Genomic DNA, 13,142 nt, shown 5'->3' with positions numbered 1-13,142 from the left:
TCATTCCAGACCACACTTCAAAGAAAACACGAGGACAGACCCATGACCATCGCGATCGGCGACAAGCTTCCTTCCGCGACCTTCAAGGAAAAGACGGCCGACGGCCCGGTCGAGACGACCACCGAGCAGCTGTTTGCAGGCAAGCGCGTGGTGCTCTTCGCCGTGCCCGGCGCCTTTACCCCGACGTGCTCGCTGAACCACCTGCCCGGCTACCTCGAAAACCGCGACGCGATCCTCGCCAAGGGCGTGGACGACATCGCCGTCGTCGCCGTCAATGACTGGCACGTCATGGGCGCCTGGGCGCAATCCTCCGGCGGCCTCGGCAAGATTCACTTCCTGCCCGACTGGGACGCGAGCTTCACCAAGGCGCTCGGCCTCGATGCCGACCTCTCCGGCGGCGGACTGGGCGTTCGCTCCAAGCGCTATTCAATGCTGGTCGAAGACGGCGTCGTGAAGTCGCTCAACGTCGAGGAAAACCCAGGCCAGGCCACGGTTTCCGGCGCAGCGACGATGATCGAGCAGCTCTGAGGAGATGTTGCTGGCGGGAGGTTGTTTTGCCCTCTCGCCCTCCTGCGCCGTTGCGGTCGAGGCAGCGTGCTCAGATCCTCGGCACGACGGCCGAGGATGACGTCGCGCAAGGGGGGAAGCGGCGTCGTTTCAATAAGTTGACGGGCGTCTTCAAATCCTCGACGTCATACTAGGGCCTGTCCCGAGTATCTGCCCAGGGTGCATCTTGTTCGACGTGAATGGACGCTAGGCGAGGACGGAGCTGCGGGTGGCTGGCCTTGCGCTCGGTGCAAACACGTCGCGCCTTTCCCGCCCGTCAATTCCACCGGCTCCCGCCCCTCCGCTCCCGCTGCAACGTTGTATTCGAGGCAGCGTGCTCAAATCCTCGGCACGACGGCCGAGGATGACGTCGAGAATGTGGGACGCGCCCCTCAATTCACGACCTGGCCCATATTCCGATTATCCTCTGTTGATCGTCCAAATTTCGGCGCTCAGCCACTTGCGTCGCCATCAGAACTACCGTTATAACGTTACTAAGTAATGTTATTACATAATGAGCACCTGCAATGCCCCTCCTGAACAATCTCTCTCCCCGCCTGATCAGCGCCTCCGCGATCACTCGCGTGATCGGCGCCGCGCTCGTGGCCATCCTTCTCTGGATCGCCATTGCATGGGCGGTGATGCTGCCGTGAGCGACGCGTTGATCCGGCTTTCCAACCTTACCATCGCCTATGACAGGCATCCCGCCGTGCATCACGTTTCCGGCACGATTGCCGCCGGTAGCCTGACGGCTATTGCCGGTCCTAACGGGGCCGGCAAGTCGACGTTGCTGAAGGCGATCATGGGCGAGATCAGGCCGAGTGAGGGGCATATCGAGCATCGATTGCAGCGCACCGATTTCGGCTACCTGCCGCAGGCGGCCGATATCAACAGACGCTTTCCGATCTCGGTGCTCGATACCGTGCTGCTTGGCGCATGGCGGCAGGCGGGGGCGTTTTCGCGGGTGTCGGGTGCGAAGATGCAGAAGGCGCGGGAGGCGATTTCGGCCGTCGGGCTCGAAGGCTTCGAGCGGCGGCAGATCGGGTCACTGTCGTCGGGCCAGTTGCAGCGGGTGCTGTTCGCGCGGCTGCTGTTGCAGGACGCCGGGGTGATCCTGCTCGACGAGCCCTTTACCGCAATCGATGCCCGCACGACCCGCAACCTGATCGACATCATCCGGCGCTGGCATGGCGACGGCCGCACCATTATCGCGGTGCTGCACGATTTCGAGCAGATCCGCGCGCATTTTCCGCAGACGCTGCTGATTGCCCGCGAGATGATCGACTGGGGACCGACGGCGACCGCCATGTCGGCCGAGAACCTGTTGAAGGCACGGGCGATGGCCGAGCGCTGGGACGAGGACGCAGACGCCTGCGCGCCGGCCGCATGACCATCTACGATCTGTTCTTAGCACCCTTCGTCGATTACGGCTTCATGCGCCGGGCACTGGTCGCTTGCCTCTGCCTCGGGCTCGGTTCCGGGCCGATCGGCGTGTTCCTGATGCTCAGGCGCATGAGCCTGGTGGGCGATGCGATGAGCCATGCGATCCTGCCTGGGGCTGCGATCGGCTATCTCGTGGCGGGATCGCTGTCGCTGACCGCCATGGGGATCGGCGGACTGGTGGCGGGGCTCGCCGTCGCCCTGCTGTCGGGCGCGGTCAGCCGGGTGACGGTGCTGCAGGAGGATGCGAGCTTTGCCAGCTTCTATCTGGCATCGCTGGCGCTCGGCGTGCTGATCGTGTCGCTGCGTGGATCGAATATCGACCTGCTGCACGTGTTGTTCGGCACCATCCTCGCCATCGATCCGCCGGCGCTTTACCAGATCGGCGCGATCACGACGCTGACGCTGATCGTGCTCGCCGCGATCTACCGGCCGCTGATCGCGGAGTGCTTCGACCCGAGTTTTCTCAGGGCCATCGGCGGACGCGGTCCCGTCCATCACTTTCTGTTCCTCCTGCTCGTGGTGCTCAATCTCGTCGCCAGCTTCCAGGCATTGGGCACGCTGATGGCCGTCGGGCTGATGATGCTGCCGGCGGCGATCGCGCAGCTCTGGTCGCGCAGCCTGCCCTCGATGATGCTGGTGGCGGCCTTGAGTGCCGCGGCATCCGGCTATTTCGGGCTGATAGCCTCCTACCATTTCGAGCTCGCCTCAGGGCCGACGATCATCATGACGGCGGCGGCGATCTACAGCTTTTCCATCTTTTTCGCACCGTCGGGCCTTGCCCGGCGACTTTTCCCCCGCGCCCATCTCAAGGGCTAACCAAAGGATCCCTTCTATGCCCCATAGAAGATTGCTTATTGCCGCCTCGCTTCCCGCGCTGATGGCCTTCTCGGCCATGCCGGCCTCGGCCGAAACGCTTCATGTCGTGGCCTCGTTCACCGTTCTGGCCGATGTGGTCAAACAGGTTGGTGGCGACCATGTCGAGGTAAAGAGCCTCGTCGGGCCGAACGGCGACCCCCATGAATTCGAGCCGTCGCCGACCGACGCCAAGAACCTGAAGGCAGCGAAGGTCACTTTCGTCAGCGGCGAAGGGCTTGAGGGCTGGATGGACCGGCTGATCTCGGCATCCGGCTACAAGGGCACGCCGGTGACCGTCTCCGAGGGCGTGAAGACCCGCACCATGGAAGAGGACGGGCAGACGGTGACAGATCCGCATGTGTGGAACAGCCCCGTCAGCGTCAAGGTCTGGGTCGCCAACATCGAGAAGGCGTTGTCGGCTGCCGATCCTGACGATGCGGCGGCGTTCAAGGCCAATGCCGAGGCGTATACGAAGAAGCTCGACGAAATGGACGCCTATGCCAAGACGAAGTTCGCGAATATCCCCGATGACCACCGCAAGGTGCTGACCAGCCATGATGCCTTCGGCTATTTCGGCCGGGAGTATCATGTGAGCTTCCTGGCGCCGCTCGGCGTTTCCACCGAAAGCGAGGCCTCTGCCGCCGAAGTCGCCAAGCTGATCGAGCAGATCAAGGCCGAGCACGTGAAGACCTATTTCTTCGAGAACTCCAACGATCCGCGCCTCGTCAAGCAGATCGCCAAGGCAACGGGGGCCGAGCCCGGCGGCGAGCTCTATGTGGAATCGCTCTCCGACGCCAAGGGTCCGGCATCCACCTACGAGAAGATGTTCCGCTACAATGTCGACCAGATCTCCGCCGCGATGCGCAAGGGCAGCTGAGACAAGCGAATGAGAACTCGGCCTGCGGGATCACACCTGCAGGTCGAAGACGATCAGGCCGCCGAGGCCGCCATCCAGCGACGAGACGATGCGCTCGCCGACAGCGACATGCTCGGGATGGACGAGATAGGCGTCGCGCGCCTCCGGGCTTTCGAAGGTGACGGCAAAGCCATCGACGAAGCCGGCATGCAGGCCCTCGGGCGAGACGTTGGGGCCGTATTTGATATCCAGGATACCCGGAATGACCTGCTTCAGCGCGACGATCTGCTCGAACAGGGACTGCTTTTCTTCGCCCGTGATGGCCGATTTCAGCCGCATCAGCACCGAGTGCAGGATCATGTGGTAGCCTCCCGATCTATTGTTATGCGCAAAGCATAGTGGGAATGCAGCCATGGGCAAGATGCAAAGAGTGGCCTTCCCCGGCCTTCGATCGCATCCCCTCACTTCTTGATCCGCGACCATTTCCGGCGGCCAAACCGTCGTAAACGGGACGACGCCGGCGACATTCTCCTCTAAGCTGCGACCATCACCGCACGGGAAGAGGAGCCCGCGCGGACATGAGCATTTTCAACGGAGGAGATGAAAATGAGCAAGAACCGTGGCGTCGTCTACATGCGGCCCGGCGTTGTCGAAATCCATGACATCGACGATCCCAAGCTCGAGGCACCCGATGGGCGCCGCATCGAGCATGGCGTGATCCTGAAGGTGATCTCGACCAATATCTGCGGATCGGACCAGCACATGGTGCGCGGCCGCACCACTGCGATGCCGGGGCTGGTTCTCGGCCATGAAATCACCGGCCAGATCATCGAAAAGGGCATCGACGTCGAGATGCTCGAGGTCGGCGACATTGTTTCCGTGCCCTTCAACGTCGCCTGCGGCCGCTGCCGCTGCTGCAAGTCGCAGGACACCGGCGTCTGCCTCACCGTCAACCCGTCGCGCGCCGGCGGCGCCTATGGCTATGTCGACATGGGCGGATGGATCGGCGGCCAGGCCCGCTACGTCACCATCCCCTATGCCGACTTCAACCTCCTGAAATTCCCGGATCGCGACCGGGCGATGGAGAAGATTCGCGACCTCACCATGCTCTCCGACATCCTGCCGACAGGCTTCCATGGCGCGGTGCGCGCAGGCGTCGGCGTCGGCTCGACCGTCTATGTCGCGGGCGCCGGCCCGGTGGGCTTGGCCGCCGCCGCCTCTGCCCGCATCCTGGGAGCTGCCGTCGTGATGATCGGCGATTTCAACAAGGATCGCCTGGCGCATGCGGCCAAGGTAGGCTTCGAGCCGATCGACCTGTCGAAAAGCGACCGGCTGGGCGAGATGATCGCGCAGGTGACCGGGAGCAACGAGGTGGACAGCGCAATCGACGCCGTCGGCTTCGAGGCGCGCGGCCATTCGGGCGGAGAGCAGCCGGCGATCGTCCTGAACCAGATGATGGACATCACCCGCGCCGCCGGCTCGATCGGCATTCCCGGCCTTTACGTGACCGAGGACCCCGGCGCCGTCGACAGCGCCGCCAAGACCGGCAACCTGTCGCTGCGCTTCGGCCTCGGCTGGGCCAAGGCGCAATCCTTCCACACCGGCCAGACGCCGGTGCTGAAATATAACCGGCAGCTGATGCAGGCCATCTTGCACGACCGCCTGCCGATCGCCGATATCGTCAACGCCAAGGTGATCCCGCTCGACGAGGCCGTTCAGGGCTATGAAAGCTTCGACCACGGCGCGGCGACGAAATTCGTGCTCGACCCGCACGGGGATGTGGCGAAGGCGGCTTGAGTGGGTTGGGGGCTTTATGGTGGGCCGTCGCGCCCGTAGCCCCCTCACCCTACCCTCTCCCCGGTGGGGAGAGGGGAAGATGGCGCGGAGAGTGCCGCTATCGGTCCGGAGCGGACTGCTATTGGCGGTTCGCCGGTCGATTGCTACAAGCCTTCCATGATCATACGCTCCGAGACCACTCGCGACATTCCGGAAATTCAAAAGCTCGTCACAATCGCCTTCAAGGACGCGCCGCATAGTGATGGGACCGAAGGCGCGGTTGTCGCGGCCTTGCGAGCCGCCGGTGCCTTGACGATTTCCCTCGTCGCGGAGCACGACGGCGTGGTCGTCGGTCACGTCGCCTTCTCTCCGGTCGAGATCGATGGAAAGTCGGTGGACTGGTACGGTCTCGGGCCTGTTGCCGTACGACCCGACCAACAACGGCAAGGTGTTGGCGTTCGGCTCATCGAAGCCGGACTTGACCAGATAAAAACGAAGGGCGCACGTGGTTGCGTTGTTCTCGGTGATCCCGTTTATTACGCTCGCTTCGGCTTCAATGCTGACGGCGCGCTCCAGTTTCCAGGCGTTCCCCAAGAATATTTCCAACGTCTGGCATTCGGCGACGGCGAGCTTCGTGGGGTCGTGCGCTATCATTCGGCATTCTACGGGGAATAGTCCGCTGCCAGCGTGTTCCTGCTGTCAGCCTTGTTCTTCCGCCCTCTCCCCACCCAACCTCTCCGCCACCTCAAACAACGCCGGCACCGCCGGATTGCTCGACCCCGCCGCAGCACAGAGTACGATGTCGAACTCCGGTGCATCCGTGATCGGCCGCGACACCAGCCCCTCGGCCAGACCCGCGCAAAGCGATTGCGGGATGAGCGCGATGCCCAGGCCTTCGGCGACGAGGCGGATGATGGTGTGTTGCAGGCGGGGTTCGAGCGCGAAATGCGGGGTGGCGCCCGAGGAAGCGCAGTAGTTGCGGATGGCGTCGCGCAGTGTCGGCGTCACGCTTGCGGGGGCGGCGATCAGGCGTTCGCTTGCGAGGTCGGTTGGGCCGGCGATTTCGAGTTCAGCCAGACGGTGATCTCGCGGTGCGATCAGGCGCAAGCGGTCGCGGGCGAGAAGCGTGGTGCGCAGATGCGCGGCCGGGCTGCCGCCGAAGGTGACCGCCGCGTCGAGGCGGCCTTCGATCAGCATCTCCTCGATATCTGTGGGTATGCGCTCCTCGAGCACGAGGCGGACATCCGGGCGAGCCTCCGAGTACAGCCTCACCAGCGCCGGCACGACGCTGTAGGCGGCGTTCATCATGAAGCCGAGCTTCAGCTCGCCCTTCACGCCCGAGGCCACCAGCTGGACGTCACGGCAGGCGGCGTCGAAATGGGCAAGAACGGCGCGGCACTCCTCGAGAAAATGCTTGCCCGCCGCCGTCAGCGCGACGTTGCGGGAATTGCGCTCGAAGAGGCGGGCGCCAAGCGTCTTCTCGATCGCGGCGATCTGGCGGCTGAAGGGCGGCTGGCTCATGTTCATGCGGGCCGCGGCGTGGCCGAAGTGCAGCGTCTCGGCGAGCGCCACGAAATAGCGCATGTGGCGCGTGTCCATTTCATACCTCTGAGGTATCGATCAGCGATTATATCGACATTGGATTATATCGATAACAGGGGCTAGACAATGGTCTTTGCAACCTGAGTTCCCTCCCCCATGCTGACCAATCTCCTCATCGTGCTCCCCATCTTCGCGCTGATCCTGACCGGCTGGATCGCGCGCAAGACGGATGCGCTCGGCCCCAATGCGACGCGCGAGGTGAACCGGCTGGTGGTCTATCTGGCGCTGCCCGCCCTGCTCTTCGACATCATGGCCAACGCGAAGCTCTCGCAGATCTGGCAGCCGGGCTTCATCCTCGCCTTCACCGCGGGCTGCGCCATCATCTTCTGCGCGACGCTCTGGTGGCGGATGGCGAAGGGGCGGCATCTGGCGGATGCGGCGATCGACAGCCTCAACGCCAGCTACGCCAATACGGGGTTCGTCGGCTTTCCGCTGGTGCTCTCGATCGTCGGCGACAACGGCATGGCGCCGACGCTGATCGCGACGATCGTCACCGTCTGCGTGCTCTTCGCCGTCGCCATCGTCCTGATCGAGGGCGGGCTGCAATCGGAGACGCGGCGGCGCGATATCGCGATGAAGACCTTGCTTTCGCTGGCCAAGAACCCGCTTCTGATTGCGCCGGTTATGGGTGCGCTGTTCATGGTCTCGGGCGTGGCGCTGCCGGCGCCGGTGCATGCGTTCCTGAAGCTTCTCGGCGGCGCGGCCTCGCCCTGCGCGCTGATTGCGCTCGGGCTGTTTCTGGCGGGATCGAAGGCGGGGGCAGCGACCGAGCGGGCGGCGACGGCGGGGATTCTCGTCGGGCTGAAGCTGATCGCGCAGCCGGCCGTCACCTGGCTCATCGCAGGGCCGATCCTGAAGCTGCCGCCGGTTGCGGTGCATACCTGCGTTCTCCTGGCGGCGCTGCCGACGGGCACCGGGCCGTTCATGCTGGCGGAGTTCTACGGGCGCGAGGCGAGCCTGACGGGGCGCGTGGTGCTGGCCTCGACGGTGCTGTCGATCGCGACGATTTCGGCTTATCTCGTCATTGCGGGCGCGTGATGTGCCACGCCTTCATCCAATCTTTGAAGCGCTTGCCGGATTGATTCACGGTTGCGCGCTATCCGGTTGATTTCATCGACCGTGCCCGGCAAATGCGAACCGGCCCGCGCGGCATCCCTCAGCTGAATCCATAAGCGGCGCGGGCTTCGAGGCAGGCGCCGTCGCCGGGCATGCAGGCGCGACAGATATCGGGCCTGACGTCGTAGACCATGCAGGACGTGTGCACCCCGACGCTGCCGGACAAGGCCGAACAGCGATCGCAATCCCAGCGCATGCCCTGCTCGTCGTCGGAGACGAAGTGGCGGGGCAGTTCGTCCAGCTCCTCGTCGGTCTCGGTCGAGAAGCGCGGCCAGCTGGCGTCGTAGGCGCAGCAGGCGCCGCAGCTCTGGCAGTCGAAATCGGCTATCTCAGTCAGCGGCGGCACTATTTGAGGCACGGCATTCATGGGGCGTTTTGCTTTCAGGTCGTGAGCAATGCATGGTGCTCCATGACTGTGTCGAATTTACCGCTTCTTGAACGGCTCCATGCCCTTGCGCGCCAGCTCGTCGGCGCGTTCATTTTCGGGGTGGCCGGCATGGCCCTTGACCCAGTGCCACTTGACCTTGTGGCGCTGGTTAGCGGCGTCGAGCTCCTGCCAGAGTTCGCCGTTCTTCACCGGCTTCTTGTCTGATGTCTTCCAGCCGTTCTTCTTCCAGCCGAAGATCCACTTGGAGATGCCGTCCATGACGTATTTGCTGTCGGTGTGGAGATCGACCTCACAAGGGCTGTTCAATGCCGTCAGCGCCGAGATCGCCGCCAGCAGCTCCATGCGGTTGTTGGTGGTGTTGGCCTCGCCACCGCAGAGCTCCTTTTCGACCTCGCCATAGCGCAGCACCGCGCCCCAGCCGCCGGGGCCGGGATTTCCTGAGCAGGCGCCGTCGGTGTAGATATCGACGTGCTTCATAGGGTGAGCCCGTATTCGGCGGCGGACTTGATCTGCCGGTGGAAGCGCAGCTTGCGCAGATATTCGAGCGGGTCCTTCTTGGTGACCATCGCGCCCTCCGGCGTCATCAGCCAATCATAGAGGCGGGTCAGGAAGAAGCGCAGCGCCGAGCCGCGCGACAGGATAGGAAGGGCGGCGAGTTCGGCGTCGCTCAGCGGGCGCACGCTGGTGTAGCCCTCGAGCATCGCCATGCCCTTGGTGATGTTATAGGCGCCATCCTTCTCGAAGCACCAGGCGTTGAGGATGATCGAGACGTCATAGGCCAAGAGATCGTTGCAGGCGAAGTAGAAGTCGATCAGGCCCGAGAGATCGTCCCCCAGAAAGAAGACGTTGTCGGGAAAGAGATCGGCGTGGATGACGCCCGAGGGGAGATCTTTCGGCCAGTGCGTCGAGAGATGGTCGAGCTCGCCCTGTATCTCGGATTTGAGGCCGGTCTCGACTTCGTCGGCGCGGGCCTCCGACTTGTCCCACAGGACCTGCCAGCCATCGACCGAGAGCGCGTTGGGGCGCTTGAGCTCAAAACCCTCGCCGGCGATGTGCATGCGGGCCAGCGCCTTGCCGACTTCGCGGCAGTGCCTGGCTTCGGGCTTGCGCAGCCACATGCCTTCGAGGAAGGAGATCAGTGCCGCGGGCCGATCCGACAGATGGCCCAGCAGCGCGCCATCCTTGCGCGGCAGCGGCAGCGGGCACGACAGGCCGCGGGCGGAAAGATGCTGCATCAGGCCGAGGAAGAACGGCAGGTCGCTTTTCTCGACGCGCTTTTCATAGAGCGTCAGGATGAGCGGGTCCTTTGATGTATGCAGCAGGAAATTGCTGTTTTCGACGCCCTCGGCGATGCCCTTGTAGGACAACAGCGTGCCGGCGTCATATTCCGTCAGGAACCACTTCAGATCGTCTTCGGAGATATCGGTGTAGACTGCCAAGGCGGGCTCTCGTTTTCGGGTGGAAGGGTCACTGGGTGTAGGATACCCCCCTCTGCCCTACCGGGCATCTCCCCCACAAGGGGGGAGATTGGATGGAAGCACCGTCTTCCCCAAACAATTGAAGATATTGACCTCGGTCAAGACGGCCTGGACGTCAGCCGTTCACAAACGCCATATCCGCCGTTGTCAGCTCGACGTCGCGCAGTTCGCGGTTGACGAGGAAGTGCTCGGTTTCCTGCACCGTCTCGGCAAGCTCTACCTTGGCGTCGAAACGGGCGCGGAAGGCCTCGATGATCTCGTTGACGATGACCTCGGGGGCGGAGGCGCCGGCGGACAGGCCGAGCGTGCCGACGTGGCCGATATCGTCCCAATCGAGCTCGGAGGCGCGCTGCACCAGGATGGACTTCTTCGCCCCTGCCCTCAAAGCCACTTCGACGAGGCGCTTGGAGTTGGACGAGTTGGGCGCGCCGACGATGATGAAGAGATCGCAGCCGGGGGCGGCCTGCTTCACCACTTCCTGGCGGTTGGTGGTGGCATAGCAGATCGAATCGGCCGATGGCGCGGTGAGATTCGGGAAGCGCTCCTGCAATCTGGCGATGACGCCGGCGGTGTCGTCGACCGAGAGCGTCGTCTGCGTGACATAGCCGAGATTGTCGGGATCGGCGGGCTCGTAGGCATCGACGTCGGCGACCGTCTCGACCAGCGAGACAGTGCCTTCCGGAAGCTGGCCCATGGTGCCGATCACCTCCGGGTGGCCGGCGTGGCCGATCAGGACCACGTGGCGGCCGAGCTTGTTGTGGCGCATCGCCTGCTTGTGAACCTTGGAGACCAGCGGGCATGTGGCGTCGAGATAGAAGAGATTGCGTGTCGTCGCATCCTCCGGCACCGATTTCGGCACGCCGTGGGCGGAGAAGACGACCGGCTGGGCGCGATGCTCCTCGGGGATCTCGTTCAATTCCTCGACGAAAACGGCGCCCTTGGCTTCCAGCCCCTCAACGACATAGCGGTTGTGGACGATCTCGTGCCTGACATAGACGGGCGCGCCATAGGATTTCAGCGCCAGAACGACGATCTGGATCGCCCGGTCGACGCCGGCGCAAAAGCCGCGCGGCCCGCAGAGCCTGATCGTCAGTGGAGGTTTCGCCGCAATGTTCATGTCTGTTCCGGTGTGTGCAGATACGCGTCTCTAGCCCAATATAGGCACGAATTGAAGCGATACTATTGCGCCGGCGGATTGCCGCGCTTTCGAAACCGCGCGACGATGACGATCACGACCAGCGTCGCGGCGAGGCCATACCAGGTGAAGGCGTATTGCAGATGGTTGTTCGGCAGATCGACCTCGGTAACACCACCGATCGGCATGCCCTTGGGATTGGGCGTGTCGTCGGCATCGACGAAAAAGGGCACGACGGCAGCCTTGTCGAGCCCGGTGCTGGAAGCCATGACGTCGAGGTCCTTCCAGTAGAAGATGTTCTTTTTGACGTCGTTGTCGGGGACGACCCAGGAGGGCTTGCCTGATAGTTTCGCGCGGGCGAGACCGTTGACGGTCTGCTCGCCCGTCAGCTGGCCCTGCATGCGCATTTCCGGCTCCTTGTTGTCGTAGGGCACGAAGCCGCGATTGACGAAAAGGGAGCGACCGTCGGCCAGCACAAGCGGGGTGTAGACGTAAAAGCCGGTCTGGCCGCGCCAGGTGGCAAAGAAGTGGCGTTCGCGGCTATTGTCGTAGACACCTGACAAGGTGACGCGGCGGTACTCGATATCCTCGCCCTTCGCCGTCATCGCCTCGATCTCGGACAACGTCACGGCGGGGGCCGCGAGGCGCGTGGCGATATCGGCGAGCAGGCCTTCCTTCCACTGCAGCCGCTCGACCTGCCAGGTGCCGAGCGCAATCAGGATGGCGAGCGCGATGATGACCGCGACGGCGGTCAGGACGGATCGCGCGCGGCGCGGTGCGGATGCTGCATCAGTCACGGGAGAGACGCCCTTCGCTGGCATTGTGGCGGTACTGCATGGCGATCAGGATGCCCTTGCACCAGCGCAGCGCCAGCAGCGAAAGAATGATCGTCAGCGGCGCGAAGATGAGGATGAGCAGCCAGATCGGCGGCGAATAGTTGACTTCCAGCCACAGCACCGAGCCGATGACGACGAAGCCGACAATCAGAATGACGAAGACGGCGGGGCCATCGCCGGCATCGGCGAAAGCATAATCGAGGCCGCAGGCGGCGCAGCGCGGCTTCAGGCCCAGCAACCCGTCGAACAGCTTCCCCTCGCCGCAGCGCGGGCAGCAGCCGCGCAGGCCCGTCTTCACGGGATCGACAACAGGGAAATGCGTGTCGTCCTCGTTCATGCTATCCTCCCGATGGCTGTGGCTAACATCGAGCCTGCCTTAAAGTCACCCATAATGTAATCGCAGAACGAAAGGAAATGCCTGCGCGCTTTCGCCTCACCGATTCGCGCCAAACAGAAGAAGAAAATGTATGACCGAGGAAACACTTGCCGCCCAAATCGTGATCCTGAACGGCGCGCCGCGCAGTGGGAAATCGTCGATCGCCAAGGCGATCCAGGGCGAGTTCGACGGCCCATGGGTCAACCTTGGGGTCGACGCCTATAACGGCATGACGCCCGAGCGCTACCTGCCGGGCGTGGGCCTGCGCCCCGGCGGCGAGCGGCCCGATCTGGAAGAGGTCGTGCCGTTCTTCTACGCGGCCCTTTACGAATCCATCGCCATCCACGCCGGGCTCGGCCTCAACGTCGTCGCCGACGTCGGCCATCACGACAGCTATTCGCAACCGCTCGGCATTCTCGTCGATTGCGCGCGGCGGCTGGAGGGACTGCCGGTGCTGTTCGTGGGCGTGAGATGTCCGATCGAGACGATCATGAAGCGGCGCGCGGTCGAGGTGCCGGGCCGCGAGGGACTGTATGCGCAGGGCGACGAGAACGGCGCCGTTCCGGAGCCGGTGCTGCGCTGGCAGGAAGAGGTGCATGTGCCCGGGATCTACGATCTCGAACTGGACACCTCGGTGATGACGCCGCTGGAATGCGCGGAAGCGATCCGGCAGAAGCTGGATATCGGGATTCCGAGCCCTTCGGCGTTCGAGAGGATCGCGGGCGAGCGGTAGGG

General features: G+C 63.7%; 17 protein-coding genes. 9 read left to right on the top strand and 8 right to left on the bottom strand.

The features are described 5' to 3' along the window. Positions 1-42: 42 nt before the first annotated feature. The 5 genes from QTL95_RS12310 to QTL95_RS12290 all read left to right on the top strand — a co-directional run bounded on the left by QTL95_RS12310 (position 43) and on the right by QTL95_RS12290 (position 3,721). On the top strand, positions 43-528 hold the full coding sequence (locus QTL95_RS12310; RefSeq protein WP_289720241.1) for a peroxiredoxin: 486 nt from the start codon (positions 43-45) through the stop codon (positions 526-528). A gap of 545 nt (positions 529-1,073) precedes the next feature. Beyond that, positions 1,074-1,199, top strand: coding sequence for a hypothetical protein (locus tag QTL95_RS12305; RefSeq protein ID WP_289720240.1), 126 nt, complete (start codon positions 1,074-1,076; stop codon positions 1,197-1,199). After that, positions 1,178-1,936, top strand: coding sequence for a metal ABC transporter ATP-binding protein (locus QTL95_RS12300; RefSeq protein ID WP_289720239.1), 759 nt, complete (start codon positions 1,178-1,180; stop codon positions 1,934-1,936). Before QTL95_RS12305 ends, QTL95_RS12300 begins: the two co-directional genes overlap by 22 nt. Beyond that, entirely contained in the window at positions 1,933-2,805 is an 873-nt protein-coding gene (locus QTL95_RS12295) for a metal ABC transporter permease (protein ID WP_289720238.1), read from the top strand. Before QTL95_RS12300 ends, QTL95_RS12295 begins: the two co-directional genes overlap by 4 nt. A gap of 16 nt (positions 2,806-2,821) precedes the next feature. Continuing rightward, a complete protein-coding gene (locus tag QTL95_RS12290) occupies positions 2,822-3,721 on the top strand; it encodes a metal ABC transporter solute-binding protein, Zn/Mn family (RefSeq protein WP_289720237.1) in 900 nt (299 codons plus the stop codon). Between the two features lie 30 nt (positions 3,722-3,751). Here QTL95_RS12290 and QTL95_RS12285 read toward each other — a convergent pair whose 3' ends face one another. Next, positions 3,752-4,060 (bottom strand): Dabb family protein, encoded by a 309-nt coding sequence (locus tag QTL95_RS12285; protein ID WP_026283108.1) that lies wholly within the window; start codon positions 4,058-4,060, stop codon positions 3,752-3,754. 246 nt (positions 4,061-4,306) lie between these two features. Between QTL95_RS12285 and fdhA the strand changes: the two genes are divergently transcribed. Then, on the top strand, positions 4,307-5,497 hold the full coding sequence (gene fdhA / locus QTL95_RS12280; RefSeq protein WP_289720236.1) for a formaldehyde dehydrogenase, glutathione-independent: 1,191 nt from the start codon (positions 4,307-4,309) through the stop codon (positions 5,495-5,497). Between the two features lie 156 nt (positions 5,498-5,653). Then, the gene (locus tag QTL95_RS12275; RefSeq protein WP_289720235.1) at positions 5,654-6,151 is read left to right on the top strand and encodes a GNAT family N-acetyltransferase; all 498 of its coding nucleotides are present in this window, start codon (positions 5,654-5,656) and stop codon (positions 6,149-6,151) included. 24 nt (positions 6,152-6,175) lie between these two features. Here QTL95_RS12275 and QTL95_RS12270 read toward each other — a convergent pair whose 3' ends face one another. After that, positions 6,176-7,075, bottom strand: coding sequence for a LysR family transcriptional regulator (locus QTL95_RS12270; protein ID WP_289720234.1), 900 nt, complete (start codon positions 7,073-7,075; stop codon positions 6,176-6,178). Between the two features lie 99 nt (positions 7,076-7,174). On the opposite strand from QTL95_RS12270, the gene QTL95_RS12265 reads away from it, so the two are divergent. Then, a complete protein-coding gene (locus QTL95_RS12265; RefSeq protein ID WP_289720233.1) occupies positions 7,175-8,116 on the top strand; it encodes an AEC family transporter in 942 nt (313 codons plus the stop codon). A gap of 118 nt (positions 8,117-8,234) precedes the next feature. Here the strand turns inward: QTL95_RS12265 and QTL95_RS12260 are convergent, their stop codons facing one another. The 6 genes from QTL95_RS12260 to QTL95_RS12235 form a co-directional block, all read right to left on the bottom strand. Continuing rightward, entirely contained in the window at positions 8,235-8,531 is a 297-nt protein-coding gene (locus QTL95_RS12260; RefSeq protein ID WP_289720363.1) for a YkgJ family cysteine cluster protein, read from the bottom strand. A gap of 87 nt (positions 8,532-8,618) precedes the next feature. Beyond that, positions 8,619-9,059, bottom strand: a complete 441-nt coding sequence (gene rnhA / locus QTL95_RS12255; protein ID WP_289720232.1) for a ribonuclease HI — start codon at positions 9,057-9,059, stop codon at positions 8,619-8,621. Further along, positions 9,056-10,021 carry a homoserine kinase gene (locus QTL95_RS12250; protein WP_289720231.1) on the bottom strand — a complete coding sequence of 322 codons (966 nt, stop codon included), beginning with the start codon at positions 10,019-10,021 and terminating at the stop codon, positions 9,056-9,058. The genes rnhA and QTL95_RS12250 overlap by 4 nt, the downstream gene beginning before the upstream one ends. A gap of 154 nt (positions 10,022-10,175) precedes the next feature. Next, the gene (ispH, locus tag QTL95_RS12245) at positions 10,176-11,177 is read right to left on the bottom strand and encodes a 4-hydroxy-3-methylbut-2-enyl diphosphate reductase (RefSeq protein WP_289720230.1); all 1,002 of its coding nucleotides are present in this window, start codon (positions 11,175-11,177) and stop codon (positions 10,176-10,178) included. Between the two features lie 62 nt (positions 11,178-11,239). Then, on the bottom strand, positions 11,240-12,016 hold the full coding sequence (locus QTL95_RS12240) for an SURF1 family protein (protein ID WP_442981287.1): 777 nt from the start codon (positions 12,014-12,016) through the stop codon (positions 11,240-11,242). After that, positions 11,985-12,368 (bottom strand): DUF983 domain-containing protein, encoded by a 384-nt coding sequence (locus QTL95_RS12235; RefSeq protein ID WP_289720228.1) that lies wholly within the window; start codon positions 12,366-12,368, stop codon positions 11,985-11,987. Before QTL95_RS12235 ends, QTL95_RS12240 begins: the two co-directional genes overlap by 32 nt. Positions 12,369-12,498: 130 nt before the next feature. On the opposite strand from QTL95_RS12235, the gene QTL95_RS12230 reads away from it, so the two are divergent. Further along, positions 12,499-13,140: a chloramphenicol phosphotransferase CPT family protein gene (locus QTL95_RS12230; protein WP_289720227.1), complete on the top strand. Its 642-nt coding sequence runs from the start codon at positions 12,499-12,501 to the stop codon at positions 13,138-13,140. Positions 13,141-13,142 lie beyond the last annotated feature (2 nt).

Origin of the sequence: Rhizobium sp. S152 (genome assembly GCF_030380735.1) — a bacterium.
GTDB lineage: Bacteria > Pseudomonadota > Alphaproteobacteria > Rhizobiales > Rhizobiaceae > Rhizobium.
This window is presented reverse-complemented; position numbering and strand designations above follow the sequence as displayed.